The following is a 25,487-nucleotide window of genomic DNA, read 5'->3' as shown; positions in this document are numbered from 1 at the left end:
TGTGCCATGACTCCGTCTGATGTTAAAGCCACGCTATCGTTCAGCGACAACTCGCCGAGCGTCGAACTGCCGATCTACAAGGGCACGATGGGCCCGGACGTAATCGACATCCGCAAGCTGTACGGCCAGACCGGCAAGTTCACGTACGACCCGGGCTTCATGTCGACGGCAGCTTGTAATTCGGCGATCACGTACATCGACGGCGACAAGGGCGAACTGCTGTACCGCGGCTACCCGATCGACAACCTCGCGCAAAACGCGGACTTCCTCGAAAGCTGCTACCTGCTGCTGAAGGGCGAGCTGCCGAACGCGGCGCAGAAGAAGGAATTCGTCGACACCGTCACGAAGCACACGATGGTGCACGAGCAGATGCACTTCTTCTTCCGTGGCTTCCGCCGCGACGCGCATCCGATGGCGATCCTGGTCGCAGCAGTCGGCGCGCTGTCCGCGTTCTACCACGACTCGCTCGACATCAACGACCCGCGTCACCGTGAAGTGTCGGCGATCCGCATGATCGCGAAGCTGCCGACGCTCGTCGCGATGGCGTACAAGTACAGCATCGGCCAGCCGTTCGTGTATCCGAAGAACTCGCTGTCGTACAGCGCGAACTTCATGCACATGATGTTCTCGAACCCGTGCGAAGAGTACAAGGTCAACGACGTGCTCGTCCGCGCACTCGACCGCATCCTGATCCTGCACGCAGACCACGAGCAGAACGCATCGACGTCGACGGTCCGCCTGGCCGGCTCGTCGGGCGCGAACCCGTTCGCATGTATCGCGGCCGGTATCGCGTGTCTGTGGGGCCCGGCGCACGGCGGTGCGAACGAAGCCGCGCTGAACATGCTCGAGCAGATCGGTTCGCCGGACAACATCCCCGAATTCATCAAGCAGGTGAAGGACAAGAATTCGGGCGTGAAGCTGATGGGCTTCGGCCACCGCGTGTACAAGAACTACGACCCGCGCGCGAAGCTGATGCGTGAGACGTGCTACGAAGTGCTGAACGAACTGGGCCTGCACGACGACCCGCTGTTCAAGCTCGCGATGCAGCTCGAGAAGATCGCGCTGGAAGACGAATACTTCGTGTCGCGCAAGCTGTACCCGAACGTCGACTTCTACTCGGGCATCGTCCAGCGCGCGCTGGGTATCCCGACGTCGATGTTCACGTGTATCTTCGCGATGGCACGTACGGTCGGCTGGATCGCACAGTGGAACGAAATGATTGCCGATCCCGAGCAGAAGATCGGCCGTCCGCGCCAGCTGTTCATCGGCGATGCGCCGCGCGAAGCGAAGCCGATCGACGCACGTTAAGTCGTGCGCGGCGCGACGGCCGGCAGGCCGCTCGCGTCGGGCAATCGCAACGTCACGACACCCCGACGGGTCATCCCGTCGGGGTGTTTTCATTTGCGCGCCGGATCGGTGCGGCGCTCCAGCGACGGCGGCCGTGTGTCGAGTGCCGGCGCGTCGTCGTCGGGGGCGTGGCCGTGCTGCAGGAAGAACTGCCGGTACGCGCCCGGCGTGATCCCGCGTGCGGCGAGGAACTGGCGGTTGAAGTTCGCGGCATTCGGAATGCCGCAGCGTGCGGCCACTGTCGCGATCGGCCAGTCGGTGCCGACGAGATGGCGGCATGCGTGCGCGAGCCGCAGCCGCTGCACGTAGCGGCCGACGCTTTCGCCGAGGTGCCGGACGAACAGGCGCTGCAGCGTGCGCTCGGACATGTGCGCGGTAGCGGCGAGTACGTCGATACGCAGCGGCTCGTGGAAGCGCCGGTCGATTGCGTCGAGCACGCGATCGAGGCGCTCGGCTTCGGGCGCGGCTGCGTCGGCGCGCGGTGTCGTGCCGTCCGGCCGGTCGTACGCATGCGCGGTGGCGAGCGGCTCGCCGCCGGCTTCCGCGAGATCGGCGAGCGTGTCGAGCGCGGCCGCGAGTCGTGCGCGCGGCGAAGGATCGAGCAACTGCGGCAGACGTGCGCGCATCGCGCGGGCTTCGTCCGCGTCGAAGCGCAGGCCCGGCGCCGCGCGCCGCAGCAGCGAGCGCAGCGGCGCGTATTCGGGGCAACAGTCGGCGAGCCGCCTTACCCAGTCGCCGTCGAACCAGACAACGAGCGCGACCTCGGGCGCATCGCGATCGATGCGCGCGTTCGACGACCACGTATGCGGCAGGTTGGGCGGCACGAGCACCAGATCGTCGTCCGCGTAGTGCGCGACGTGATCGCCGATGAAACGCTGGCCGCGGCTGTTGAGCGTCAGCGTCAGTTCGTATTCGGGATGGCGATGCCATTCGAACGGGATGCGCGCGAGCTGGCGGTGATACACGCGGATCGAACAGCCGGGGGCGAACGTCACGTGCTCGTATTGCGGTTTCATCGCAGTCTCCGGGCCGGGCGGGCAGCGCGCCGTGGCATGATCGTGAGCGATCGTCACCACGGAGCGATGCCATGTTTTCACATGTTTGCGTGGGCGTCGGCGATACGACACGCGCCTACGATTTCTATGCGCCGCTGTTCGCTGAACTCGGGCTGCGCCTGAAGTTCCGCGAGCCGGACGGCTGGTCAGGCTGGATGCCGTCCGACGCCGACCGGCCGCTGTTCTTCTTCGGCCAGCCGCTCGACGGCCGCGCGCCCGAGCCGGGCAATGGCCAGACAATCGCGTTCGTCGCGCCGACGCGCGCGCACGTCGATCGCTGCCACGCGCTCGCGCTGCAGCACGGCGGTACCTGCGAAGGGCCGCCGGGCCTGCGGCCGCATTACCACTCCGACTATTACGGCGCCTATTTCCGCGACCCGGACGGCAACAAGCTCTGCGTGGTCTGCCATCGTCCCGAGTAATGCACGGTTGTCAGGATTGTATCGATAGTTGGCCGGATAGCGGTGATGGCGGCCGTGTACCGGCCGTACGCTGGTAGCACATCACGACACGCTTCAGCGAGGAGACCACGATGCAACTGACGATTGACGATCTGCCCGCAGCGATCCGCGCGGCGAAACAGGCGTTGCGCGCCGACCTGCCCGGTTACGCGGCCACGTTCCGCGAGCTGGAAGGCGATATCGCGCGGCAGGTCGACGCGATCCGCCGCGCGCATGCGCACGGCAGCGACGTGATTCCGGTCGTGCCGTTCGCGGATATCGCGGGCGGCACCGTCGATCCGCATGCGATTGCCGCGATCCGCACGCATGGCGCGGTCGTGATTCGCGGCGTGTTCGATGCGCGGCAGGCGCGCGACTGGAACGACGAGATCGGCGCGTATCTGGATTCGAACCGTTTCGCCGACCGGCTGAATGCGCGCGCCGAGGACCGCTATTTCGGCAACCTCGCGTCGGGCAAGCCGCAGATCTACGGCGTCTACTGGTCGAAGCCGCAGGTGGCCGCGCGCCAGTCGCCGGCGCTCACGCAGGCGCGCGTGTTCCTGAACCGCCTGTGGCGGCATGCGGACGGCACGCGTACGTATTTCGATCCCGACCAGGTGCCCGCCTATGCGGACCGGATTCGCCGCCGGCCGCCCGGGTCGACGTCGCTCGGGCTGTCGCCGCATGTCGACGGCGGCTCCGTCGAACGCTGGCTCGGCGCGAACTTCCGCCAGGTCTATCGCCACGTGCTGGCTGGCCGCTGGCGCGATTACGACCCGTTCGATGCCGCATTCCGACCCGATGTCGAGGAGATTCCGTCGCCGGCCGTGTGCTCGATGTTCCGCACGTTCCAGGGCTGGACCGCGCTGACGCCGCAGGGGCCGGGCGACGGCACGCTGCAACTGATTCCGGTCGCGAACGCGATGGCCTATGTCGTGCTGCGCGCGCTGCAGGACGATGTCGCCGACGACGACCTGTGCGGCGCGCGTCCCGGCCGCGCGCTGTCGATCCGGCCCGAATGGCACGCGCTACTGCTCGACGGGCTGGTGCCGATCCCGCACATGGAGCCGGGCGACGCGGTGTTCTGGCACGGTGACGTCGTGCATGCGGTCGAGGATGCGCATCGCGGCAGCGGCGACAGCAACGTGATGTACATCGCGGCCGCGCCCGGCTGCGCGAAGAACGACGCGTACCTGCGGCGCCAGTTGCCCGCGTTCTTGCGCGGCGAGAGCCCACCCGATTTCCCGGCCGATCATTTCGAGGTCGAATTCGACGGACGTGGCGAGGAGGGCGATCTCACGGTGCTCGGCCGCTCGCAGATGGGGTTCGGGCCCGGCGCGTGACGGGGGCGACGCGCGCGAACGCGGCCGTTCGCGACGCGGCGAACGGCCGTCTGCCGAATCCGCTGCGTTCTGCGCGCAATTCGACGCAATCGGCTGTCGGCGCAGCCGAAATCGACGCGAATTGCGCAATTTGGCTTCCGATAATGGTCCGGACACAACGCCGCTGCCCCGTGCGCCGCACGGGTGTGGCGATGACCATGGAGGAGTCGATGCAATTCACGCAAGCGATCGTTCGCCGTCCCGCGCCGTCCTGTGGCGCGGGCCTGACCACCGCCGAACTCGGCGCGCCCGACTACGACAAGACGCTCACGCAGTTCCACGCGTATTGCGACGCGCTGCGCACGCTCGGTGTCGAGCTGATCGAGCTGCCGCCGCTGGACGCATTCCCCGATTCGCACTTCGTCGAGGACGTCGCGGTCGTGACGCCGGAATTCGCGGTGATCACGCGCCCCGGCGCGCCCGCGCGGCGCGGCGAGACGGTGCACATCGAAGCGGCGCTCGCTGCGCATCGCGACCTGCTGCCGATGCAGGAAGGCCGTCTCGACGGCGGCGACGTGATGCTGGTCGGCAAGCGCTTCTACATCGGCCTGACGGGCCGCACCGACGCCGAAGGCATCGCCGCGTTCGACGCGCGGGTGTCGCGCTACGGTTATTCGGTCGTCGCGGTGCCGGTCGGTGCCGGCCTGCACCTGAAGTCGGTCGTCAACGCGCTCGGCGACGATACGCTGCTCGTGACCGAAGCGCTGGCCGCGCACCCGGCGTTCGCCGACTATCGCCGGATCGCGATCTCGGCCGCCGACGAATACGCGGGCAACACGCTGCGCGTGAACGGTACGCTGATCACGCCGGCCGGCTATCCGCGCGTACACGACGCGATCGCGCCGCTCGGGCTGCCGCTGCACGTGATCGACACGAGCGAGTTCCGCAAGATGGATGGCGGCCTGACTTGCCTGTCGCTGCGCTTCTAGCCGATTGGCGCGCGGCCGCTTCGGCCGGATAATGTGGCCCCCGCGCGGCAAAGGAGACGTTCCGCGCACCAGCCACGACCCGACCGGAGCGAATGCGGATGACCGACAAGAAGATGCAGCTCGACAAGATCGATCTCCGGATCCTCGACATCCTGCGCACCGATGGGCGGATTTCCTACCGGAAGCTGTCGGAGCTCGTGAACCTCACGCCGCGGCCCTGCCAGGCGCGCGTGGAGCGGCTCGAGGCGCTCGGCGTGATCGAAGGCTACCGCGCGGTGATCAAGGCGCCGCGCGCGACCAAGCCGATCGTCGTGATCGCGCAGATCGTGCTGGCCGACCACGGGCGGTCGCAGGCGCCGTTCGAGGATGAAATGCGGGCGAATCCGGCCGTGCTCGATTGCTGGCTCGTCAGCGGCACGTTCGATTTTCTCGTGCGGCTCGCGTGCGAGGATCTCGACGAGTACCGGCGGATCGCGAACGTGTGGCTGGAAAGCCCGCGGTTCCGGATCGAGAAGATCGTGACGACGGCTGAACTGCAGGCGATCAAGCGCAGCGTCGTTTGACGCGGCAGGCCGGGCAGGCCCGGTCTGGATGCGAATGACCAGGCCGATCGATTTGCATTCCGAATCAAATTGCTCGACCCGAACCCAATCAAGGTGAACACTATGGATGCTTTGCAAGCGGCAGCACAGACGGCCGCGCCGTCCGGGACGACGTTGAAGCGCCGTCTGCAGGGCCGCCACATCGCGATGATCGCGATCGGCGGCTCGATCGGCACGGGGCTGTTCGTCGCGTCGGGCGCGTCGGTCGCGCAGGCGGGGCCGGGCGGTGCGATCGCCGCGTATCTCGCGATCGGGATCATGGTCTACTTCGTCGTCACGGGGCTCGGCGAGATGGCGGCGCTGATGCCCGTGTCGGGTTCGTTCGCGATCTACGGCGAGAAGTACGTCGACGAAGGCTTCGGCGTCGCGCTCGGCTGGACCTACTGGTACAGCTGGGCCGTGACGATCGCGATCGAGCTGGTCGCCGCGCAGATCGTGATGCGCTACTGGTTTCCCGCGGTGCCGGGCGTGTGGTGGGGCGCGGGCTTCCTCGTGCTGATCTTCCTGCTGAATACGCTGTCGGTGCGCGGCTTCGGCGAATCGGAATACTGGTTCTCGCTGATCAAGGTCGTCACCGTGATCGCGTTCATCGCGGCCGGGCTGCTGATCGCGGCCGGCGTGCTCGGCAGCGGGCATACCGGCACCGGGCATCCGGTCGGCTGGCGCAACTTCACGACGGGCGACGCGCCGTTCGTCGGCGGCGTGCACGCGATGATGAGCGTCGCGCTGATCGCGGGCTTCTCGTTTCTCGGCACCGAGCTGGTCGGGATCACGGCCGGCGAATCGGAGAATCCGCGCAAGACGATCCCGCGCGCGGTGAAGCAGATCTTCTGGCGGATCATGCTGTTCTACGTGCTCGCGATCTTCGTGATCGGCCTGCTCGTGCCGTACACGGATCCGAACCTGCTGAAGAGCGACGTGACGGACATCGGCGTGAGCCCGTTCACGCTGGTGTTCAGCCATGCCGGCTTTCCGCTTGCTGCCGGCGCGATGAACCTCGTGATCCTGACGGCCGTGCTCTCGGCCGGCAATTCCGGCACCTACGCGGCGACACGGATGCTGTACAACCTGGCGTCGGAAGGGCGCGCGCCGGCGATGTTCGCGACGCTGTCGCCGGGCGGCGTGCCGCGCAACGCGCTGTACGCGACGATGGCCGTCGGCGGGTTGTGTTTCCTCACGTCGCTGAGCAACAACCAGGGCATCTATCTGTGGCTGCTGAACACGGTCGGCATTACAGGCTTCATCGCGTGGCTCGGCATCGCGGTCTGCCATTACCGGTTCCGCAAGGGCTTCCTGAAGCAGGGCTACCGGCTCGATCAGCTGCCGTATCGCGCGAAATGGTTTCCGTTCGGGCCGCTGTTCGCGATCGCGATCTGCATCGTGATCTCGCTCGGCCAGGATTACCAGGCGTTCTTCGCGGCCCGCATCGACTGGATGGAAGTGCTGTCGATCTATGTGTGGATTCCGCTGTTCGTCGCGATCTGGTGGGCGTATCGGCGTGCACGCAAGAGCCGGCTCGTGCGCTACGAGGAGATGGAGATCGGGCCGTGGCTGACGCGTTCGGTCGAGGCGATCGACGCGGCGGCGGACCCGCGCGAGCGATCGCGCGGCGCCTAGCCGTCGGGCCGGCCGGTCGCGTGACGGCCGGCCGCAGGCCGCGATAACATCGCGGTTCGCGCGGCATGTCGCTCAGGGCCGGTGGCATGCCGCGCGATTTCCGATCGACTTCGCGTCCAGCACACAACATGACAACACAGCCGAACCGCGTTCCCTTCCAGTCACTTGCGTCCGGCGCCAGCGTGCGCGAGATTTCCGATGCCGTGCGCACCGCCGGCCGGCGCGCCGCCGATGTCGCCGACGACGCGCTCGCGCGCCTCGCGGCGATCGCGCCGCTCAATGCGATGGTGCACGTCGATGCCGATCTCGCGCGCCGCACGGCCGAGCGTGTCGATGCGCGCGTCGCGCAGGGCGACGCGCTGCCGCTTGCCGGTGTGCCGTTCGTGATCAAGGACAACCTCGATACGGTCGCGATGCCGACACGCGGCGCGAGCCCGGCGGTAAGCGGCTATCGTGCGACCGAGGATGCGCTGGCCGTGCGACGCCTGCTCGAAGCCGGCGCGGTACCGCTGGGCAAGGCGAACATGCATGAGCTCGCATTCGGCATCACGAGCGGCAACCGGCATTTCGGCGCGGTCGGCAATCCGCATGATCCGCGGCGCATCGCGGGCGGGTCGAGCGGCGGAACGGCGGCGGCCGTCGCGGCGGGCATCCCGTTCGGTCTCGGCACCGACACGGGCGGCTCGGTGCGCATTCCGGCTGCATTCTGCGGCGTGTACGGGCTGCGGCCGTCCGCGCAGCGCTATTCGCCGCATGGCGTGCTGTCGCTGTCGCCCACGCGCGATACGGTCGGACCGATCGGCCAGGGCATCGACGACCTGCTGTTGCTCGACGCCGTGCTGACGCGCGACGACAGCACGGCCGCCGCGCCCGAATGGCGGCACCTGCGCATCGGCGTACCCGGCGCGCCTTATTTCGACGCGCTCGACCCGGGCGTCGCGGCCTGCATCGAGCACGCGCTCGCGTCGTTCGTGGCGGCCGGCGCGACGCTCGTGCCGTTACCGGCGATGCCGCTGCACGAGGCAAGCGAGGCATGCGGCTTTCCGATCGCGGCGTTCGAGGCGAACCGGTACTGGCGCCGCTTTGCGGCGGAACGGCTCGGCATCCCGTTCGAAATGTTCGTCGAACGGATCGCGAGCGACGACGTGCGCGACATCTTCCGGTCGTTCGTGTCTGCGCCGGTCGATGCCGGCGCCTATGCGGAAGCGATCGTGTGCCGGCAGCGTCTCGTGCACTGGTATGACGACGCGTTCGGCAGGCCGGTCGACTGCATCGCGATGCCGACGGTGCCGGGCGAGCCGCCGTCGCTCGACGACACGGCCGCGATGAGCGCGGGGCAGGGCGGCGCGCTGTTCGCGCGCGTCGTGCGCCAGACGTCGCCGGCGACCCTCGCGGGCGTGCCGTCCGTGTCGATTCCGGCCGGGCGTTCCGCGCACACGGGGCTGCCGGTCGGGCTGATGCTGGAAGGGCCGTGGGGCAGCGATCGCCGCCTGCTGGCGATCGCCCGCCGGATCGACGCGCGGCTGCGGGATTGCGCGACGGCTGCTTGAGCCGCCGCGTTCAGGCCAGATAGGCCTTCATGAAGTCGACCCACGCGCGCACCTTCTGCGGCACGTGCGTGGTCGACGGGTACAGCGCGTAGACGGCCTGCGGCGGAAACCGGTAGCCGGGGAGCGCGTCGACCAGCGCCCCGCTCGCGAGGTCGTCGCGCACGAGCCATTCGGGCAGCAGCGCGACGCCGCTGCCCTGGCGCGCGAGCACGCGCAGCACCGATGCGTTGTCGACGACGACGCGCGGCTTGGCGCCGGGCCTGAATGCGTGCGGGTTGCCGTCGCGATCCGCGAGCGGCCAGGTGGCGATCCGCTCGAGCCGCGTGTGGCCGAGTTGCGGCAGGCGTGCCAGCACGTCGGGCGAGTCGATGCGCGACAGGCCGGCGTCGGCGAGCAGCGACGGCGCGATCACGGGCCGCACTTCGTAGGTCGCAAGGCACGCGCCGCGGTACGGCAGATCCTGAAACTGCTCGAGGCGCCCGAGCCGGATCGCCACGTCGACACGCTCGCGCACCAGATCGACCTGCGACGCATGCGTCTCGAGCCGCACGCGCAGCGCGGGATGGTGCTGCATGAACGCGTGCAGCGCCGGTGCGACCACCATCGTCCCGTACTCGACGGTCGACGTCACGCGCAGCACGCCATGCATCCCGCCATGCTCGCTGCGGGCGTCGTCGATCGCGCTCTCGGCTTCCTCCAGCACGCGCAGGCAGCGCGCATAAAAGCGCTCGCCCGCATCGGTCAGCTCGACGCGCCGCGTCGTGCGCGTGAGCAGCGTGACGCCGAGCTCGGCCTCCAGCTGTTTGATGTTGAAGCTGACCGCGGCCCGGGCCTGATTCAGCTGGGCGGCGGCGGCCGTAAACGAACCCGTTTCCACGACGGCGCGGAAGACGGCGAAACGATCGAGACTCACCATGACGTATCGGCTGCTCTGCGGAAAACCGACATGTTGCCCTGATTGTCAAAATTTTTCGACCAGTCTGGCCGGCCGGGCGGTCTTATCGACGCGCGCGGCGAACCTTACACTGCGGCGTTTCGTTCGTCTTCCGCCGACATGACCGATCGCTCGAAAATTGCCGCTGTCTACCTGCTCGGGTTCGCGATCGACCTCGCCAACATGTTCGTCATCAACGCCGCGTATCCGACGATCCAGCGCGAGCTGCACGCATCGGTCGCGCAACTGGCGTGGATCGGCAACATGTACGTGCTCGGGCTGACCGTCGTGATCCCGCTCGGCACGTGGCTGGCACGGCGTTTCGGCGAGCGTCGGCTGCTGATCGCGTCGCTGCTGCTGTTCGCGCTCGGCAGCGTCGGCGTCGGCCTGTCGGCGTCGATCGGCGCGCTGCTGGCGTGGCGTCTGATCCAGGGGCTCGGCGGCGGGCTGCTGATCCCGGTCGGGCAGACGATGGCCTATCGGGCGTATCCGCCCGATGCGCGCGCCCACCTGACGTCGATCGTGATGATGGTCGCGCTGCTCGTGCCGGCGTTGTCGCCGGCGCTTGGCGGCGTGATCGTCGATCGCGCGTCGTGGCGCGCGATCTTCTTCGGCATGCTGCCGCTGGCCGCGGCCACCTGCGTGCTCGCGTTCGCGTGGCTGCCGCCCGATGAAGCGAGCGAACGCCCGCCCCGGCTCGACTGGCAGGGGTTCGGCCTGAGCGCGGCGACGCTCGTCGCGTTGCTGCTCGGCCTGACGTTCGCGGGCCAGCCGGGGACGGGCCACCTGGCGTTCGCGCCGCTCGCTGTCGCGCTCGTTGTCGGCGGCGCGTACATCGCGCATGCACGCCGCGCGGCTGCGCCGCTGCTCGACCTGCGCCTGGTCGCGCGGCCGCTGCTGCGGATCGGCCTGATCGTCTATCTGTGCGTGCCGGGCGTGTTCACCGGCGTGAACCTGGTCGCGGCACTGTATTTGCAGAACACGCTCGGGCTCAGCGCGACGCATACGGGCGCGCTGATGGTGCCGTGGGCGATGGCGTCGTTCGTCGCGATCGCGACGACGCGACGCTGTTTTCCGAAGTGGGGCGCGAAGCCGCTGTTCATGTGCGGGATCGCGATCGATGCGATCGGCATCGTGCTGCTCGCGACGCCGCTTGCCGGGTTCGAGGCCGGACGCGTGCTGGCTTTCGTCGCGATGGGGCTCGGCGCCAGCATGTGTACGAGCACGTCGCAAAGCGCGGCGTTCCTTGACGTACCCGCCGCACGGATGGGCGATGCGAGCGCCTTGTGGAACATCAACCGGCAGTTGAGCTTCTGCCTCGGCGTCGCGGTGCTGGGCAGCGCACTGAATTTTCTGTTGTCGATGCACGGCGACGACGCGCGGCTGCCGTACCAGCAGTGCTTCGGGCTGGCCGCGTTGCTGACGCTATTGCCGTTGCCGTTCGTCGCGCGCCTCGCCCCGTACCGTGCGCCTGCCGGGCGCCCGGTTTCCCAACGTTCGTGAGTGTCGAGATGAATCCGTCAAACCCGTTTTTCCAGGAAGTGGTCGACGCGCACGTCGACATCGAACAATGGCTGTCCGGCCGCGCCGCCCGTGACGGGCTCGCACCGCTGCTTGCGCGTTTTTCGCGGCTTTTCTCGATGATTTCGCTGCAGGGGCATGCGCTGGATTTCGCCGATGTCGACGTCCTGTTCTCGCGCGGCTTCGGCGCGCGTCCCGGGCTGCGAATCGCGATCGACGAACTGCACGAAGTGAGCGCCTGGCAAGGCGGCGCGGCGATCGCCTATCGCGAGACGCAGGTCGACGGAGAAGGGCGGCGCACCGTCCGCCGTTCGACCGTCGTGTTCGAGCGCGACGCGAGTGGCCGCATCGGCTGGCTGCGCCTGCACGAAACACCGGTGACGGGCTGACCGTCGCCGCAACGCCTGCCGCCGAGTGCCCGGCAGCAGGTGCACCCTGCCTGAGCGGCACCTACGACTAGCAACCTGAGAGATGAGCATAAAAACGATCGAATCCGCGCGCCGCGACGGCGCGCGGCGGCAGCGCGTCCGCGGCCGGAGGTACGCATGACGGCGCAACGGTCCACCGATGCGGTGGCGGCGCTCGTGCGCGATACCGAGGTGCACAAGGATCTCTACCTGTCGCCGCGGATCTTCGAGCTGGAGATGCGTCACCTGTTCGCGAATACGTGGGTCTACGTCGGTCACGTCAGCCAGATTCCGGACACTGGCGACTACGTGACGACGACCATCGGCACGGAGCCGGTCGTGATGGTGCGACACGTCGACGGATCGGTGCGCGTGCTGCACAACCGCTGTTCGCACAAGGGCACGCAGCTCGTGACCGATGCGTGCGGCAACACGGGCACGTTCTTCCGCTGCCCGTACCACGCATGGTCGTACCGTACCGACGGCAGCCTCTACGCGATCCCGCTACGGCGCGGCTACGAGCACACCGGCTTCGAGTCGTGCGAGGCGAGCAAGGGCATGCAGGCGGTCGGCGCGACCCACGATCACCGCGGGTTCGTGTTCTGCCGGCTGAACCCGTCGGGTGTCGATTTTCACGACTATTTCGGCGATGCGCTGTCTTCGCTCGACAATCTGGTCGACCGCTCGCCGGAAGGGCGTGTCGAAGTCGCGGGCGGTGTGTTCCGCTACGTGCATGCGTGCAACTGGAAGATGCTGGTCGAGAACCAGACCGACACCTGCCATCCGATGGTCGCGCACGAATCGTCGGCCGGCACGGCCGTGCGCGTTTGGGAGCGCGGCGGCGCGGAAGGCCCGAAGCCGATGACGGTCGAACTGCTGGAGCCGTTCATCCAGCCGCATGCGTTCTTCGAGCAGATGGGGCTGCGCGTGTGGCCCAACGGGCACGGTCATACCGGCACCGCCGATTCGATCCATGCGCGCTATACGCCGATTCCCGGTTATCACGAAAAGATGGTGGCGGCCTACGGCGAAGCGCGCACGGCGCGCATTCTCGGCGAGGTTCGCCACAACACGGTGCTGTTTCCGAACGCGATGGTGAAGGGGCCGATCCAGATCCTGCGTGTGTTCAAGCCGCTGGCGGCCGACCGCACGCTGGTCGAGTCGTGGTCGTTCCGTCTCGTCGGCGCGCCCGATTCGCTGTTCGAGCGCACGCTTGCGTACAACCGGCTGATCAACGCGCCGACGTCGATCGTCGCGCACGACGATCTCGAGATGTACGAACGCGCGCAGCGCGGCCTTGCGACGCAATCGCGCGACTGGGTGCATGTGGGGCGGTTGTTCGATCCGCAGGAATTCGCGCAGCCGACGTCGGAGACGAACGGCACGAGCGAGTTGCAGATCCGTAACCAGTTTCGCGCGTGGCTGCGTTACATCGCGCCCGTATCGACGAAGGAGGCGGCCGATGCGCACAATTCCGCACGATGAACTCGTCGCGTTCGTCTATCGCGAGGCGCGCCTGCTCGACGAGCGGCGCTACGACGACTGGCTCGCACTTTACGCGGACGACGCGCGCTACTGGATGCCGCTGTCGCCGGACCAGCCCGACACGGGGCTGCACGGCGCACTGATGGACGAGGACACGCTGCTGCTGCGCATCCGCATCGAGCGTCTGGCCGGCCGCCGCACGTTTTCGCAGCAGCCGGCGAGCCGCGGCCACCATCTGCTCCAGCAGCCGCACATCGAGCGTGCCGACGACGAGCGCGGCGTGTACGTGTTGCGCACGCCGTTCCATTACGTCGAAGCGCGGCGCGACGAGCAGACCCTGTTCGCCGGCTGGTACACGCATGAACTCGCGGTGCGCGACGACGCGTTGCGCATCCGCGTGAAGCGCGTCGACCTCGTCAACGCCGACGCACCGCTCGGCAGCATCCACCTGCCTGTATGAGCGCGGGCTCGCGCATCCGGCTTCCACCTTTGGTCCCGATCCCATGAACGCCCCTGAACGCCTGCCGCACACGCTACCGTACATCGACACGCTGTACGACTATGGTGCCTTCCTGTCCCGCACCGGCGGCCGTCTCGGCACGCTGCCGGCCGAAGGCGCGCACGATGCGCGGATCGCGATTGTCGGCGCCGGCGTCGGCGGCCTCGTCGCGGCGTGCGAGCTGCTGCGCGCGGGTGCCCGGCAGGTCGTCGTGTTCGAGGCGAACCGCGCGCGCGTCGGCGGCCGCCTGCTGACCCAGTCGATCAACCCCGATCATCCGCACCTGCTCGCCGAAATGGGCGCGATGCGCTTTCCGCCGTCGCAGGCCGCGCTGTACCACTACCTCGACCGGTTCGGCGTCGACAGCGCATCCGCGTTTCCCGACCCGGGCATCGTCGACACCGAGATCCACTACCAGGGCGAGGCGTACCGCTGGCCGGCCGGCGACGCGCCGCCCGCGCTGTTCGAGCGCGTCGACCGGGGCTGGCGCGCGTTCATCCAGGACGGCGTCCGGCTGGACGACGGCACGCTGCTGCCCGCGCCGGCCGAACTGACGGCGCTGCTGCGCGCGCATCGCTACGGCGACGCACGGCGCGGCTGGCAGCAGTACATCGATCGCTTCGGCGACGAGTCGTTCTATTCGGCGATCGTGAAGATCTTCACGGGCGCAACGCCGCCCGGCGGCGTGCGCTGGCGCAAGGGCGAGGACCTGCGCCTGTTCGGCACGCTCGGCATCGGATCGGGTGGGTTCCAGCCGGTCTATCGCGCGTCGTTCCTCGAAATCCTGAGGATCGTCGTCAACGAGCTCGAGGTCGACCAGCGGCTGATCCCGGCCGGCATCTTCGCGCTCGCGCAGGGGCTGCTGGATGACGGCGCCGACGGCGCGCACGTGCGCGATTGCATCGTTTACGCGGCCGTGCGCGGCGTGACGAAGCAGCCCGACGGCGCGTTTGCGCTCGCGCTCGACGACGGATCGACGCGCGTGTTCGACCGCGTGATCGTCGCGACGACGACGCGCGCGATGCAGGTCGGCATGGGCATGACGGGCATCGCGAACCTGTTCGCGCCGGACGTCGTCCGCGCGATCAACGAGACGCACATGGTCAGTTCGTCGAAGCTCTTCGTGCTGACCCGCGACAAGTTCTGGCTCAAGCACGGGCTGCCGCACAACATCCAGACCGATACGCTCGCACGCGGCATCTACTGCCTCGACTACGCACCCGACGATCCCGACGCGCATGGCGTCGTGCTGATCAGCTACACGTGGGAGGACGATTCGCACAAGATCCTGTCGCTCACCGACAAGATCGAGCGTTTCAAGCGGCTCGTTGCCGAGATCGGCATCGTGTCGCCGGCGTTCGCCGCGCACCTGCGCCCGCTCGATGACGACTACGCGCGCAACGTCACGAGCCACGACTGGCTGTCGGACCGCTACGCGCTGGGCGCGTTCAAGCTGAACTATCCGGGCGAGGACATCCACTCGCAGGCGCTGTTCTACCAGTTCCAGACGGCGGCAGAGCCGTCGACGGACCGCGGGATCTACCTGGCCGGCTGCTGCTGTTCGTTCACGGGCGGCTGGATCGAGGGCGCGGTGCAGACCGCGATCAACGCGGCGAGCGCGGTGATCCACAGCCTCGGCGGTACGCTCGCCGACGGCAATCCGCTCGATGCGATGCGCAGCCGCTATCGGTACGGCGACTGATGCGGCACGCCGCTATTTGTCCAGCTCCGGATAGTGCCGGAAGATCCCCGTGTCGTTGAACGGGATGCGGCGCTCCGACTCGAGATAACGCGCGACGGGCGGATGCTGCGCGACGCGGTCGTGCAGCGCGACGAGCGCCGCGACCTTCCGCTCCGCGCGCTTCATCGCCTTCGGGAACGCGTAGCGCAGCCCTTCGATCAGCTGGAACGTCGACAGGTCCGCGTAACTGAGCGCGTTGCCTGCGATATAGCCGCCCTTGTGCGGATTCTGTTCGAGCACGCGATCGAAGTAGCCGAGGAATTTCGGCAGCCGATTCTCGAGGAAATCGGCCGCGCGCTCGGCGGCTTCCGCCTTCTGGTCCTCGTAGTACAGGCCGCTTGCGATCGGATGATGCGTGTCGTGGATTTCGGTGACGAAATCGGCGACGGTCAACTGGATCTGGTGCACCCACAGCCGGCCGGCTTCGTCGTCGGGCGCGAGCCCGAGCCGCGCGCCGAGAAACAGCAGGATGTTCGCGGTCTGCCCGACGACCAGGTCGCCGGCCTTCAGGAACGGCGGCGCGAACGGCACGCATTCCGCCTTCGTGCTGTCCATCATGCGCATCATCGCCGACACGCCCATTCCGCGCCCCGACTCGCGCGCGACGTCGACATAGTCGGCCTCGGCCGCCTCGAGCGCGAGCCGCACGTACTCGCCGCGGCCCTGGATCTCGGGCCAGTAATAGAGTTCGTATCGCATGCTGTTCTCCTGTCCGCTGAACCGGATGCTGCCGGCTTCGTGACGACCGGGCGGCCGTGCGCCGCCCGTTGCGAATAGACAGTCTAGGAGATCGTGCGAAAAGTGCAGCGCGCACCGCGCTCGCCGCCTTCGGGGCCGTAGAAGAACACCCAGGTCGAGAAGTCGCCGGAGAAATCGACGAAGCGATGCTCCGCGTGCGCAGGGACGAACAGTGCGTCGCCGGCCGCGACGTCGCATTCGCGGCCGGCGACGACGAAGCGCGACGTGCCGGTGGCGATCACGTAGATCTCGTCGCGCGTATGCGGTTTTTGCTTGTCCTCGATGCGCGGCCGGTACAGCTCGACGTCGAGTGTGCCGTGCTGAAACAGCGTCGTGAACAGCGCGCCTTCTTCGTCGAGGCGAGCAAGCGATTCGTTCAGGCCGAGCTTCATCGTGGTGTGCTCCGGATCCGATCGTGGGAACGTGCGTTGCGCCATCGTATCGCGAAATCCGGCGATCACGGTTCGGCGCGCGACGATGCACGCGGGTCGCATGCTCGCCACCGGTGAAACATTGGTCACGTTCGTTCGCCATGGATGAAATACATTCGTCCATAGGTGAAACAGCGTGACGATTGTCTGCATTCGATCGACAGGTTCACCGCAATTTAATAAACACCCACTACGATCCTGCATCGTCTATCGACAGAGTGCAGCGATCCGATCCGCACGTCGATCCTGTCGCCCGTCTCCCAATCGCGCGACGTGCCCGATTGTCATTTTCCATGAACCCGCGATTTGCAACGCCACGACCTGCTGCCGGCGTCACTCGCATTGTTTCGTCATTCTTATTAATATGAATCCGTCGGCTTCTTCACGCAGAAAATTCCTTGCCGCCGCACCCGCCGTTGCGGCGGCCCCGCTGCTGAGCGCATGCGGCGGCGACGACGTCACGTCGGCGCCCATCACCGATACCGCACTTGCCGCGCAGATGTCCGCGAAGCTGAACGCGCAGCTCGGCGATGCGGCGACGGTCAATGCAATCGTGCCGGCGATGACCGATGTCGGCTTCACGTGGGATCTGCCGACGGTCCCCGCCGCACAGATCGGCGCGATCGTCGCATACAGCTTCGGCAACCGTCCGAACGCGGCGAGCGGCAACACGTCGAGCACGGGCGGCAACCAGTCCGCGCTGCCCGATCCGGGGCCGGTCAACGAAGCGCTCGCGGACGCGGTCTACCGGATCCGTCAGTTGAAGCCGGTCAAGGTCTATGCGCAGTGGGAAATCGCGCGCTTTCTCGTGTCGAAATACGGGATGGGACCCGACGTGCTGTCGTCGATCGAACCGGTGATCGCGAGCAACGGCTCGATCGTGTACCTGAGCACGGCCGGCGTCGCGGCCGTAGCCGTGTCGCGCGCGGGCGGCGCGGCCGCGATGGGCACCGTCGCGGTGGTCGGCCATCGCGATCACGCGAAGCGCTGCATCCAGACTTCGCAGCAGGCGGGCATGAAGGCGGCCGCAGTCGCCGAGGTGCCGCTCCCGACCGTGTACGACCCGCAATCGGGCCAGCCGTGGACGCGCAACCGCAGCCTCTACCTCGTGCACGACATGTATGCGCAAATGCTTTCACGCGCGGTGACCGCGACGATGCAGGCGTTCCCGAAGGGCTGACGCCTTCCGCTCCCCACTCGATTCTCATGACCATGAAGACCCGCCGCCATTTCCTGGCTTCCACTTCCGTACTCGCCGCATCGTGCGCGGCCGCCACGCCCGTGTTCGCAAGCGACGCGCCGGCCTCCGATGCCGAGCTGCAGCGCCAGATGCTCGGCAAGCTGACGAACGAACTGAACGATCGCACGACCGCCACCGACGAGGCGGGTTACCTGTTCGACACGTTTTTCTCGTGGGCACCGCCCACCGTCGCGACGGCCGGCATCAATACGATCGTCGCGTTCAGCTTCGGCAGTCGCGCCGCGGCATCCGGTGCCGCGCCGGTGCCGGGCCCGGTGAACGACGCGATTGCCGACGCCGTGTTTGCGCTCCGGCAGAAGGTCGCCGCGCCGGTCTACGCGCAGCAGGAAGTCGCGAGCGTGCTCGCGTCGAGATACGGGCTGACGGCCGGCGTGACGTCGATCGCGACGCCGGCCATGAGCGCCGGCAGCCCGATACCGACGCCCGACGGCGTCGCCGCCGCGATCGTCAAGCAGGCCGGCGCGGCCGCGGCGCTCGGCAAGGTCGCGATTGTCACGCACGCGGATCAGGCGTCGATCGCGGTGCGCGTGGCGAACGTCGCGGGGATGCAGGCCGCGGTGCCGGCCGGCCTGACGCTGCCGTCGTTCTACGACACGTCCGTGCAGTCGCCGGCGATGCGCCGCCGCGATCTCTACCTGCTGAGCAATGCGGGCATGCAGCTCGCGATGCTGCGGCTCGACCTGATCAATCGCGAATATCCGAACGGCTGACGCCGCCGGGTTTCGGCACATCGCGCCTGGCCTGGCCTGGGCGACGCGATCCGCGATCGCAGTCGTCCGGACCCGGCGCGCCCGTTTGCCGGGTAATGCCGATACAGGTATTGGCACTACCAGCCAAACTACTGTTTTTAATGGGTTTTTTCGCGTCGGGCCCGCGCCGCGACGCGTTCTGCGTGGCATAATCGACCGCATCCGCAAGGCTTGTAGTCACAACGACCCCGCATACCCATGGCACAGACTCTCTACGACAAACTGTGGAATACCCACGTGGTCCACACCGAGGAAGACGGCACGACTTTGCTGTACATCGACCGTCAACTGCTGCATGAAGTCACGAGCCCGCAGGCGTTCGAAGGGCTGAAGATCGCGCAGCGTCCGGTGTGGCGCATCAGCGCGAACCTGGCCGTGTCGGACCATAACGTGCCGACGACGGATCGCAGCCACGGCATCGCCGATCCCGTCTCGAAGCTGCAGGTCGACACGCTCGACGCGAACTGCGATGCGTTCGGCATCACGCAGTTCAAGATGAACGACGTGCGCCAGGGCATCGTCCACATCATCGGGCCGGAGCAGGGCGCGACGCTGCCGGGCATGACGATCGTGTGCGGCGATTCGCATACGTCGACGCACGGCGCGTTCGGCGCGCTCGCGCACGGCATCGGCACGTCGGAAGTCGAGCACGTGCTCGCGACGCAAACGCTCCTGCAGAAGAAGAGCAAGAACATGCTCGTGAAGGTCGAGGGCGCACTGCCGCGTGGCTGCACCGCGAAGGACATCGTGCTCGCGATCATCGGCAAGATCGGCACCGCAGGCGGCACGGGCTACGCAATCGAATTCGGCGGCTCGACCATTCGCGCGCTGACGATGGAAGGCCGCATGACGGTCTGCAACATGGCGATCGAGGCCGGCGCGCGCGCGGGCATGGTCGCCGTCGACGATACGACGATCGATTACCTGTTGGGCCGTCCGTTCGTGCCGACCGGCGCGGAATGGGACCAGGCCGTCGAGTACTGGCGCCAGTTCAAGTCGGACGAAGACGCGCAGTTCGATCGCGTCGTCGAGCTGAATGCGGCCGAGATCGTCCCGCAGGTCACGTGGGGCACGTCGCCGGAAATGGTCACGTCGATCGACGGTCGCGTGCCCGATCCCGAGCGCGAGAAGGATCCGGTCAAGCGCGACGCGATGGAGCGCGCGCTGGCCTACATGGCGCTCGAGCCGAATACGCCGATCGAATCGATCAAGGTCGACAAGATCTTCATCGGCTCGTGCACGAACGCGCGGATCGAGGACATCCGCGCGGCCGCGTATGTCGTGAAGAAGCTGAACCGTCGCGTCGCGTCGAACGTGCGGCTCGCGATGGTCGTGCCGGGCTCGGGCCTCGTGAAGGCGCAGGCCGAACGCGAAGGGCTCGACAAGGTGTTCACGGATGCGGGCTTCGAATGGCGCGAGCCGGGCTGCTCGATGTGCCTCGCGATGAACGCCGACCGGCTCGATCCGGGCGAGCGCTGCGCGTCGACGTCGAACCGCAACTTCGAAGGCCGGCAGGGCGCGGGCGGTCGCACGCACCTCGTGAGCCCCGCGATGGCGGCGGCGGCGGCGATCGAAGGTCACTTCGTCGACATTCGCAAGCTGGGGTAACGCATGACGGCATCGAAGGTCATCGCGCGGCTGGTTGCCGCGCTGGCGCTCGCGGGGCTGGGCCTCGGCCTCGCGGGCTGCAATACCGTCCAAGGCTTCGGGCAGGACGTCAACGCCGCCGGCAGCGCGCTGAAGCGCGCCGCGGAGTGACGTTTCCCGCCGAGAATTTGTCGATGTGCGCCGGCTGAAGGCCGGCCCTCCAACCGGATAGACGGATCATGGAAAAATTCACAGTACATACCGGCGTCGTGGCGCCGCTCGATCGCGAGAACGTCGACACCGACGCGATCATCCCGAAGCAGTTCCTGAAGTCGATCAAGCGCACGGGCTTCGGTCCGAACGCGTTCGACGAGTGGCGTTACCTCGACCACGGCGAGCCGGGGCAGGACAACTCGAAGCGTCCGCTGAATCCCGACTTCGTGCTGAACCAGCCGCGCTACCAGGGCGCATCGGTGCTGGTCGCGCGCAAGAACTTCGGCTGCGGCAGCTCGCGCGAGCACGCCCCGTGGGCGCTGCAGCAGTACGGCTTCCGCGCGATCATCGCGCCGAGCTTCGCGGACATCTTCTTCAACAACTGCTACAAGAACGGCCTGCTGCCGATCGTGCTGACCGAGCAGCAGGTCGATCACGTGTTCAACGACACGTACGCGTTCAACGGCTACCAGCTGACGATCGACCTCGACGCGCAGGTCGTGCGTACGGGCGACGGCCGCGAGTATCCGTTCGAGATCACCGCGTTCCGCAAGTACTGCCTGCTGAACGGCTTCGACGACATCGGCCTCACGCTGCGCCACGCGGACAAGATCCGCCAGTTCGAAGCCGAGCGGCTCGTGAAGCAGCCGTGGCTCAACACCAAGCTGGTCGGCTGATATCGCCTTCGAGGCGGGCGCGCTTTCCGCGCGTTCGCCGGCCTGCTCCATAACCTACCCAGTCAGGAATAACGCATGAAGATTGCAGTGTTGCCCGGCGACGGCATCGGTCCGGAAATCGTCACCGAAGCGGTGAAGGTGCTGAACGCACTCGACGAGAAGTTCGAACTCGAACAGGCGCCGGTCGGCGGCGCGGGCTACGAGGCCAGCGGCCATCCGCTGCCCGACGCGACGCTGAAGCTCGCGAAGGAAGGCGACGCGATCCTGTTCGGCGCGGTCGGCGACTGGAAGTACGACTCGCTCGAACGCGCGCTGCGCCCCGAGCAGGCGATCCTCGGGCTGCGCAAGCATCTCGAGCTGTTCGCGAACTTCCGCCCGGCGATCTGCTATCCGCAGCTCGTCGACGCGTCGCCGCTGAAGCCGGAGCTCGTCGCGGGCCTCGACATCCTGATCGTGCGCGAACTGAACGGCGACATCTACTTCGGCCAGCCGCGCGGCGTGCGCGCCGCACCGGACGGCCCGTTCGCCGGCGAGCGCGAAGGCTTCGACACGATGCGCTACTCGGAACCGGAAGTGCGCCGCATCGCGCACGTCGCGTTCCAGGCTGCGCGCAAGCGCGCGAAGAAGCTGCTGTCGGTCGACAAGTCGAACGTGCTCGAAACGTCGCAGTTCTGGCGCGACATCATGATCGACGTGTCGAAGGAATACGCGGACGTCGAGCTGTCGCACATGTACGTCGACAACGCGGCGATGCAGCTCGCGAAGGCACCGAAGCAGTTCGACGTGATCGTTACCGGCAACATGTTCGGCGACATCCTGTCGGATGAAGCGTCGATGCTGACGGGCTCGATCGGCATGCTGCCGTCGGCGTCGCTCGACAAGAACAACAAGGGCCTGTACGAACCGTCGCACGGTTCGGCGCCGGACATCGCGGGCAAGGGCATCGCGAACCCGCTCGCGACGATCCTGTCGGCCGCGATGCTGCTGCGCTATTCGCTGAATCGCGCCGAGCAGGCCGATCGCATCGAGCGCGCGGTGAAAACGGTGCTCGAACAGGGTTACCGCACGGGCGACATCGCGACGCCGGGCTGCCGGCAGGTCGGCACGGCGGCGATGGGCGACGCAGTGGTCGCGGCGCTGTAAAGGGCCATGCGGCAATAATGTAGAAAGGGCGCGAACGGGCCGCAAAAACGGCCGGTTCGCTCGCGGTTGGCCGTTGTGCGGGCAACCGGCTTTGTGTAGACTCGAACGATGGCGCTGATTTCCCTGATCTCCCCGGTCTTGAAACTCCACGGCAACATTGCCCGTGCGGGTGCGCGCGCCATCGTCAACACGAAAACCATTACCACGAAAACGATCATTAAACGCTGATCGTCCGTCGTGCCCGCCTTTTTCCCCGCGCGGTCACAGCGGGGACGGAAATGGCGGGGAAGCTCCATCAAAGGGTTAGTCATGAACGTAGGTCTCGTAGGTTGGCGCGGCATGGTCGGCAGCGTCCTGATGCAGCGCATGCAGGAAGAGGGCGATTTCGACCTGATCGAACCGGTGTTTTTCAGCACCAGCAACACGGGCGGCAAAGCGCCGTCGTTCGCGAAAAACGAGACTACGCTCAAGGACGCGACCAACGTCGACGAGCTGAAGAAGTGCGACGTGATCATCACGTGCCAGGGCGGCGACTACACGAACGACGTGTTCCCGAAGCTGCGCGCGGCCGGCTGGAACGGCTACTGGATCGACGCGGCATCGTCGCTGCGGATGAAGGACGACGCGGTCATCATCCTCGATCCGGTCAACCTCGACGTGATCAAGGACGCGCTCGTCAAGGGCACGAAGAACTTCATCGGCGGCAACTGCACGGTCAGCCTGATGCTGATGGCGCTCGGCGGCCTGTTCCGCGAGAATCTCGTCGACTGGATGACGGCGATGACCTACCAGGCCGCATCGGGCGCGGGCGCGCAGAACATGCGCGAACTGCTGTCGCAGATGGGCACGCTGAACGGCGCGGTGAAGGAACAGCTCGCCGATCCGGCTTCCGCCATCCTCGACATCGACCGCCGCGTGCTGGCCGCGATGAACAGCGATGCAATGCCGACCAGCAACTTCGGCGTGCCGCTCGCGGGCTCGCTGATTCCGTGGATCGACAAGGATCTCGGCAACGGGATGTCGAAGGAAGAATGGAAGGGCGGCGCGGAAACCAACAAGATCCTCGGCAAGCCGGCGATGGGCGAGCCGGGTTCGATCCCGGTCGACGGGCTGTGCGTGCGGATCGGCGCGATGCGCTGCCACTCGCAGGCGCTGACGATCAAGCTGAACAAGGACGTGCCGCTCGACGAGATCAACGGCATCCTCGCGTCGGCGAACGACTGGGTGAAGGTCGTGCCGAACGAGCGTGAAGCGTCGATGCGCGACCTGTCGCCGGCGAATGTCACGGGCACGCTGACGGTGCCGGTCGGCCGCCTGCGCAAGCTCGCGATGGGCGGCGAATACCTGTCGGCATTCACGGTCGGCGACCAGCTCCTGTGGGGCGCGGCCGAGCCGCTGCGCCGCATGCTGCGCATCCTGCTCGACAAGTAAGCCCGCTTGCCTGTCCGGCCCGCGGGCCGGGCTGCGCAAGATTGCGCGCCGCGCCAGCCTTGACGAGGTCAAGGCTGGCGCGGCGCGTTTTTCATGCGCGGATCAGCGCAGGTTCAGCAGCGTCTGGTCGACCGCTTGCTGGGTCTTGATCGTCTGCGCGTTGGCCTGGTAATTGCGCTGCGCGGTGATCAGGTTCACGAGCTCGGTCGTCAGGTTGACGTTCGAGTTTTCCAGCGCGCTGCCCTGCAGCGTGCCGTGGTTCGTGCTGCCCGGCGCGGAGATTTGCGGCACGCCCGACGCGGCGCTCTCCGCATACTGGTTGCCGCCGATGTTCACGAGCCCGTTCGGGTTGTTGAAGTTCGCGAGCGCGATCAGGCCGAGCATCGCGCTCTGGCCGTTCGAGTAGTTGCCGGTCAGCTTGCCGTCGGTGCCGATCGAGAACGTCGTCAGCGTGCCGCTCGCGAAGCCGTCCTGCGCGAGGTTGTTCACGCCGTCCTTCCCGCCGTACTGCGTCGTGCCGCCCAGGTCGAGCGTCAGGTTCTGCGGGTTGGCGCCGCCCGTCGTGTTGGGGATCGAGAACGCGAACTGGCCGAGGCTCGGCGTTGGCTGGCCGGTGGCGGCCGACGTCGTCGAGCTGATCCGGCCCGACGCATCGAACGTGACGGTGCCGAGATTCGTCGGCGTCTGGCCCTGCACGCCCGCGTAGGCCTGCCAGGTGCCGGCCGCGCTTTTCGCGAAATACATCGTGACCTGTTGCGAGCCGCCGAGCGTATCGTAGACCTGGATCGACGAATTGTAGTTGTACGTCGTGTTGTCGCTCGCGTTGAACGGCGTCTTGGTCGGCACCTTGTCCTGCGAGTTCAGGTTGAACTGGCCGGTGATCTTGCTCGTCGCCTGCGGCGCGATGTTGTTGGTCGGCGCCTGCAGCGGCACGGTCTGCGCGGTGTTGATCGCGCCGCCCGCGCCTGCCGCATAGCCCATCAGGTTGCGGCCTTGCGAGTCGACGATGGCGCCGGTCTTGTCGCGGTGGAACGTGCCGTCGCGCGAATACGTCGTCACGCCGTTGTTCGACATCTGGAAGAAGCCGTTGCCGTTGATCGCGACGTCCAGCGACGAGTGCGTCGTATTGATCGTCCCCTGGCCGAACTGCTGCTGCACCGACGCGAGCTTCGTGCCGATGCCGATCTGCGTGTTGACCGACGTCGCGACCGAATTCGCGTACATGTCGGAGAAGTTCGCGCGGCCCTGCTTGAAGCCGGTCGTGTTTGCGTTCGCGATGTTGTTGCCGATCACGTCGAGATTGCTCGACGCGCCGGCCAACCCGCTCAAACCCTGCTGATAGCCCATGTTCGATCCCCGTAACGAGCTGCTGAGTGAATGCAGTCTTGCAACTGCGCGTTGACCCTCTGGCACCGCACGGCGTCAGCCCGGCCGATCACGTTCCCGCCTTTCCGGCATGTGCGAACGAGAGGGTCGAATTGCGCCGATTCTTGTTCGGAGACGATCGTAGCGGCGGTAATTGTTCGATATGTGTAATTTTGTGTAATGTAATTGGATTGCTAAAGAAATGTTTTCATTTGTGTGGGCAATGAGTCGTTCTGTCGGGCTGGAAGCCTTATGGAACGGGCATTTTGTGAGAAGGGGATGCAATTAGACGATAAGAGGGGGGAATTGGCTTCTTATCGTTCAATTGGATTTCATTTGAATTGGATTGGCCGGCTGGTTGGATTTTTTTTGGAATGGCGCCT

The 25,487-nt window shown here is 66.9% G+C and carries 25 protein-coding genes; 20 read left to right on the top strand and 5 right to left on the bottom strand.

Annotated elements, in window-relative coordinates; translation table 11 throughout:
• Positions 1-6: 6 nt before the first annotated feature.
• Positions 7-1,308: a citrate synthase gene (gene gltA / locus JYG32_RS23310; RefSeq protein ID WP_174378788.1), complete on the top strand. Its 1,302-nt coding sequence runs from the start codon at positions 7-9 to the stop codon at positions 1,306-1,308.
• Positions 1,309-1,397: 89 nt separating this feature from the next.
• Here gltA and JYG32_RS23305 read toward each other — a convergent pair whose 3' ends face one another.
• A complete protein-coding gene (locus JYG32_RS23305) occupies positions 1,398-2,363 on the bottom strand; it encodes a helix-turn-helix domain-containing protein (protein ID WP_213267132.1) in 966 nt (321 codons plus the stop codon).
• A gap of 71 nt (positions 2,364-2,434) precedes the next feature.
• Here JYG32_RS23305 and JYG32_RS23300 point away from each other — a divergent pair, with 71 nt between their 5' ends.
• From JYG32_RS23300 to iaaH, 6 genes are all read left to right on the top strand, one after another.
• Positions 2,435-2,824 carry a VOC family protein gene (locus tag JYG32_RS23300; protein WP_174378786.1) on the top strand — a complete coding sequence of 130 codons (390 nt, stop codon included), beginning with the start codon at positions 2,435-2,437 and terminating at the stop codon, positions 2,822-2,824.
• A gap of 110 nt (positions 2,825-2,934) precedes the next feature.
• Positions 2,935-4,185, top strand: a complete 1,251-nt coding sequence (locus JYG32_RS23295) for a DUF1479 domain-containing protein (protein WP_213267131.1) — start codon at positions 2,935-2,937, stop codon at positions 4,183-4,185.
• A gap of 209 nt (positions 4,186-4,394) precedes the next feature.
• Complete coding sequence (locus tag JYG32_RS23290; protein WP_213267130.1) at positions 4,395-5,153, top strand: dimethylarginine dimethylaminohydrolase family protein; 759 nt, start codon at positions 4,395-4,397, stop codon at positions 5,151-5,153.
• A 98-nt stretch (positions 5,154-5,251) separates the two neighbouring features.
• The gene (locus JYG32_RS23285; protein ID WP_021158710.1) at positions 5,252-5,716 is read left to right on the top strand and encodes an Lrp/AsnC family transcriptional regulator; all 465 of its coding nucleotides are present in this window, start codon (positions 5,252-5,254) and stop codon (positions 5,714-5,716) included.
• 102 nt (positions 5,717-5,818) lie between these two features.
• A complete protein-coding gene (locus JYG32_RS23280) occupies positions 5,819-7,372 on the top strand; it encodes an amino acid permease (RefSeq protein WP_213267129.1) in 1,554 nt (517 codons plus the stop codon).
• Positions 7,373-7,500: 128 nt separating this feature from the next.
• Positions 7,501-8,922, top strand: a complete 1,422-nt coding sequence (iaaH, locus tag JYG32_RS23275; protein WP_213267128.1) for an indoleacetamide hydrolase — start codon at positions 7,501-7,503, stop codon at positions 8,920-8,922.
• A 10-nt stretch (positions 8,923-8,932) separates the two neighbouring features.
• Here iaaH and JYG32_RS23270 read toward each other — a convergent pair whose 3' ends face one another.
• Positions 8,933-9,838: a LysR family transcriptional regulator gene (locus tag JYG32_RS23270; protein ID WP_213267127.1), complete on the bottom strand. Its 906-nt coding sequence runs from the start codon at positions 9,836-9,838 to the stop codon at positions 8,933-8,935.
• Between the two features lie 138 nt (positions 9,839-9,976).
• Between JYG32_RS23270 and JYG32_RS23265 the strand changes: the two genes are divergently transcribed.
• The 5 genes from JYG32_RS23265 (at position 9,977) to JYG32_RS23245 (ending at position 15,470) form a co-directional block, all read left to right on the top strand.
• Positions 9,977-11,359: an MFS transporter gene (locus tag JYG32_RS23265; RefSeq protein ID WP_213267126.1), complete on the top strand. Its 1,383-nt coding sequence runs from the start codon at positions 9,977-9,979 to the stop codon at positions 11,357-11,359.
• Between the two features lie 8 nt (positions 11,360-11,367).
• Positions 11,368-11,766 carry a DUF4440 domain-containing protein gene (locus JYG32_RS23260; protein ID WP_213267125.1) on the top strand — a complete coding sequence of 133 codons (399 nt, stop codon included), beginning with the start codon at positions 11,368-11,370 and terminating at the stop codon, positions 11,764-11,766.
• A gap of 156 nt (positions 11,767-11,922) precedes the next feature.
• Positions 11,923-13,269 (top strand): aromatic ring-hydroxylating dioxygenase subunit alpha, encoded by a 1,347-nt coding sequence (locus JYG32_RS23255; RefSeq protein ID WP_213267124.1) that lies wholly within the window; start codon positions 11,923-11,925, stop codon positions 13,267-13,269.
• A complete protein-coding gene (locus JYG32_RS23250; protein ID WP_213267123.1) occupies positions 13,247-13,729 on the top strand; it encodes an aromatic-ring-hydroxylating dioxygenase subunit beta in 483 nt (160 codons plus the stop codon). The genes JYG32_RS23255 and JYG32_RS23250 overlap by 23 nt, the downstream gene beginning before the upstream one ends.
• A 43-nt stretch (positions 13,730-13,772) precedes the next feature.
• Complete coding sequence (locus JYG32_RS23245; RefSeq protein ID WP_213267122.1) at positions 13,773-15,470, top strand: flavin monoamine oxidase family protein; 1,698 nt, start codon at positions 13,773-13,775, stop codon at positions 15,468-15,470.
• A gap of 12 nt (positions 15,471-15,482) precedes the next feature.
• On the opposite strand, the gene JYG32_RS23240 is transcribed toward JYG32_RS23245, so the two are convergent.
• Both JYG32_RS23240 and JYG32_RS23235 read right to left on the bottom strand, forming a co-directional pair.
• Complete coding sequence (locus JYG32_RS23240; protein ID WP_213267121.1) at positions 15,483-16,208, bottom strand: glutathione S-transferase; 726 nt, start codon at positions 16,206-16,208, stop codon at positions 15,483-15,485.
• Between the two features lie 83 nt (positions 16,209-16,291).
• Complete coding sequence (locus JYG32_RS23235) at positions 16,292-16,639, bottom strand: cupin domain-containing protein (RefSeq protein ID WP_213267120.1); 348 nt, start codon at positions 16,637-16,639, stop codon at positions 16,292-16,294.
• Positions 16,640-17,042: 403 nt separating this feature from the next.
• Between JYG32_RS23235 and JYG32_RS23230 the strand changes: the two genes are divergently transcribed.
• From JYG32_RS23230 to asd, 8 genes are all read left to right on the top strand, one after another.
• Positions 17,043-17,858, top strand: coding sequence for a hypothetical protein (locus JYG32_RS23230; protein WP_217447110.1), 816 nt, complete (start codon positions 17,043-17,045; stop codon positions 17,856-17,858).
• A gap of 32 nt (positions 17,859-17,890) precedes the next feature.
• The gene (locus JYG32_RS23225; protein WP_213267454.1) at positions 17,891-18,649 is read left to right on the top strand and encodes a Tat pathway signal protein; all 759 of its coding nucleotides are present in this window, start codon (positions 17,891-17,893) and stop codon (positions 18,647-18,649) included.
• A gap of 237 nt (positions 18,650-18,886) precedes the next feature.
• Positions 18,887-20,296, top strand: coding sequence for a 3-isopropylmalate dehydratase large subunit (leuC, locus tag JYG32_RS23220; protein WP_213267119.1), 1,410 nt, complete (start codon positions 18,887-18,889; stop codon positions 20,294-20,296).
• Between the two features lie 3 nt (positions 20,297-20,299).
• Entirely contained in the window at positions 20,300-20,446 is a 147-nt protein-coding gene (locus JYG32_RS23215) for an entericidin A/B family lipoprotein (protein ID WP_174378772.1), read from the top strand.
• A gap of 68 nt (positions 20,447-20,514) precedes the next feature.
• Positions 20,515-21,165 (top strand): 3-isopropylmalate dehydratase small subunit, encoded by a 651-nt coding sequence (gene leuD, locus JYG32_RS23210; protein WP_096474767.1) that lies wholly within the window; start codon positions 20,515-20,517, stop codon positions 21,163-21,165.
• 75 nt (positions 21,166-21,240) lie between these two features.
• A complete protein-coding gene (gene leuB / locus JYG32_RS23205; RefSeq protein ID WP_213267118.1) occupies positions 21,241-22,308 on the top strand; it encodes a 3-isopropylmalate dehydrogenase in 1,068 nt (355 codons plus the stop codon).
• A gap of 108 nt (positions 22,309-22,416) precedes the next feature.
• Positions 22,417-22,536 carry a 3-isopropylmalate dehydrogenase gene (locus tag JYG32_RS23200; RefSeq protein WP_213267117.1) on the top strand — a complete coding sequence of 40 codons (120 nt, stop codon included), beginning with the start codon at positions 22,417-22,419 and terminating at the stop codon, positions 22,534-22,536.
• A gap of 81 nt (positions 22,537-22,617) precedes the next feature.
• Positions 22,618-23,739 carry an aspartate-semialdehyde dehydrogenase gene (gene asd, locus JYG32_RS23195; protein WP_027791140.1) on the top strand — a complete coding sequence of 374 codons (1,122 nt, stop codon included), beginning with the start codon at positions 22,618-22,620 and terminating at the stop codon, positions 23,737-23,739.
• A gap of 102 nt (positions 23,740-23,841) precedes the next feature.
• Here asd and flgE read toward each other — a convergent pair whose 3' ends face one another.
• On the bottom strand, positions 23,842-25,086 hold the full coding sequence (gene flgE, locus JYG32_RS23190; protein WP_213267116.1) for a flagellar hook protein FlgE: 1,245 nt from the start codon (positions 25,084-25,086) through the stop codon (positions 23,842-23,844).
• Positions 25,087-25,487 lie beyond the last annotated feature (401 nt).

The sequence above is a fragment of the Burkholderia pyrrocinia genome (assembly GCF_018417535.1).
Lineage (GTDB): Bacteria > Pseudomonadota > Gammaproteobacteria > Burkholderiales > Burkholderiaceae > Burkholderia > Burkholderia pyrrocinia_E.
The sequence above is the reverse complement of the archived record's forward strand: the minus strand, read 5'-3'. Positions and strand labels throughout refer to the sequence as shown.

What these genes read in the sequence shown, in the direction of transcription:
- JYG32_RS23295 (WP_213267131.1), top strand. Translation starts at nt 2,935, where the DNA reads ATGCAACTGACGATTGACGATCTGCCCGCAGCGATCCGCGCGGCGAAA.
- JYG32_RS23280 (WP_213267129.1), top strand. Translation starts at nt 5,819, where the DNA reads ATGGATGCTTTGCAAGCGGCAGCACAGACGGCCGCGCCGTCCGGGACG.
- leuB (WP_213267118.1), top strand. Translation starts at nt 21,241, where the DNA reads ATGAAGATTGCAGTGTTGCCCGGCGACGGCATCGGTCCGGAAATCGTC.
- JYG32_RS23260 (WP_213267125.1), top strand. Translation starts at nt 11,368, where the DNA reads ATGAATCCGTCAAACCCGTTTTTCCAGGAAGTGGTCGACGCGCACGTC.
- JYG32_RS23245 (WP_213267122.1), top strand. Translation starts at nt 13,773, where the DNA reads ATGAACGCCCCTGAACGCCTGCCGCACACGCTACCGTACATCGACACG.
- JYG32_RS23230 (WP_217447110.1), top strand. Translation starts at nt 17,043, where the DNA reads ATGAATCCGTCGGCTTCTTCACGCAGAAAATTCCTTGCCGCCGCACCC.
- JYG32_RS23270 (WP_213267127.1), bottom strand. Translation starts at nt 9,838, where the DNA reads ATGGTGAGTCTCGATCGTTTCGCCGTCTTCCGCGCCGTCGTGGAAACG.
- asd (WP_027791140.1), top strand. Translation starts at nt 22,618, where the DNA reads ATGAACGTAGGTCTCGTAGGTTGGCGCGGCATGGTCGGCAGCGTCCTG.
- JYG32_RS23300 (WP_174378786.1), top strand. Translation starts at nt 2,435, where the DNA reads ATGTTTTCACATGTTTGCGTGGGCGTCGGCGATACGACACGCGCCTAC.
- JYG32_RS23255 (WP_213267124.1), top strand. Translation starts at nt 11,923, where the DNA reads ATGACGGCGCAACGGTCCACCGATGCGGTGGCGGCGCTCGTGCGCGAT.
- JYG32_RS23250 (WP_213267123.1), top strand. Translation starts at nt 13,247, where the DNA reads ATGCGCACAATTCCGCACGATGAACTCGTCGCGTTCGTCTATCGCGAG.
- JYG32_RS23290 (WP_213267130.1), top strand. Translation starts at nt 4,395, where the DNA reads ATGCAATTCACGCAAGCGATCGTTCGCCGTCCCGCGCCGTCCTGTGGC.
- JYG32_RS23305 (WP_213267132.1), bottom strand. Translation starts at nt 2,363, where the DNA reads ATGAAACCGCAATACGAGCACGTGACGTTCGCCCCCGGCTGTTCGATC.
- flgE (WP_213267116.1), bottom strand. Translation starts at nt 25,086, where the DNA reads ATGGGCTATCAGCAGGGTTTGAGCGGGTTGGCCGGCGCGTCGAGCAAT.
- leuC (WP_213267119.1), top strand. Translation starts at nt 18,887, where the DNA reads ATGGCACAGACTCTCTACGACAAACTGTGGAATACCCACGTGGTCCAC.
- leuD (WP_096474767.1), top strand. Translation starts at nt 20,515, where the DNA reads ATGGAAAAATTCACAGTACATACCGGCGTCGTGGCGCCGCTCGATCGC.
- JYG32_RS23200 (WP_213267117.1), top strand. Translation starts at nt 22,417, where the DNA reads ATGGCGCTGATTTCCCTGATCTCCCCGGTCTTGAAACTCCACGGCAAC.
- JYG32_RS23235 (WP_213267120.1), bottom strand. Translation starts at nt 16,639, where the DNA reads ATGAAGCTCGGCCTGAACGAATCGCTTGCTCGCCTCGACGAAGAAGGC.
- iaaH (WP_213267128.1), top strand. Translation starts at nt 7,501, where the DNA reads ATGACAACACAGCCGAACCGCGTTCCCTTCCAGTCACTTGCGTCCGGC.
- JYG32_RS23285 (WP_021158710.1), top strand. Translation starts at nt 5,252, where the DNA reads ATGACCGACAAGAAGATGCAGCTCGACAAGATCGATCTCCGGATCCTC.
- JYG32_RS23265 (WP_213267126.1), top strand. Translation starts at nt 9,977, where the DNA reads ATGACCGATCGCTCGAAAATTGCCGCTGTCTACCTGCTCGGGTTCGCG.
- gltA (WP_174378788.1), top strand. Translation starts at nt 7, where the DNA reads ATGACTCCGTCTGATGTTAAAGCCACGCTATCGTTCAGCGACAACTCG.
- JYG32_RS23240 (WP_213267121.1), bottom strand. Translation starts at nt 16,208, where the DNA reads ATGCGATACGAACTCTATTACTGGCCCGAGATCCAGGGCCGCGGCGAG.
- JYG32_RS23215 (WP_174378772.1), top strand. Translation starts at nt 20,300, where the DNA reads ATGACGGCATCGAAGGTCATCGCGCGGCTGGTTGCCGCGCTGGCGCTC.
- JYG32_RS23225 (WP_213267454.1), top strand. Translation starts at nt 17,891, where the DNA reads ATGAAGACCCGCCGCCATTTCCTGGCTTCCACTTCCGTACTCGCCGCA.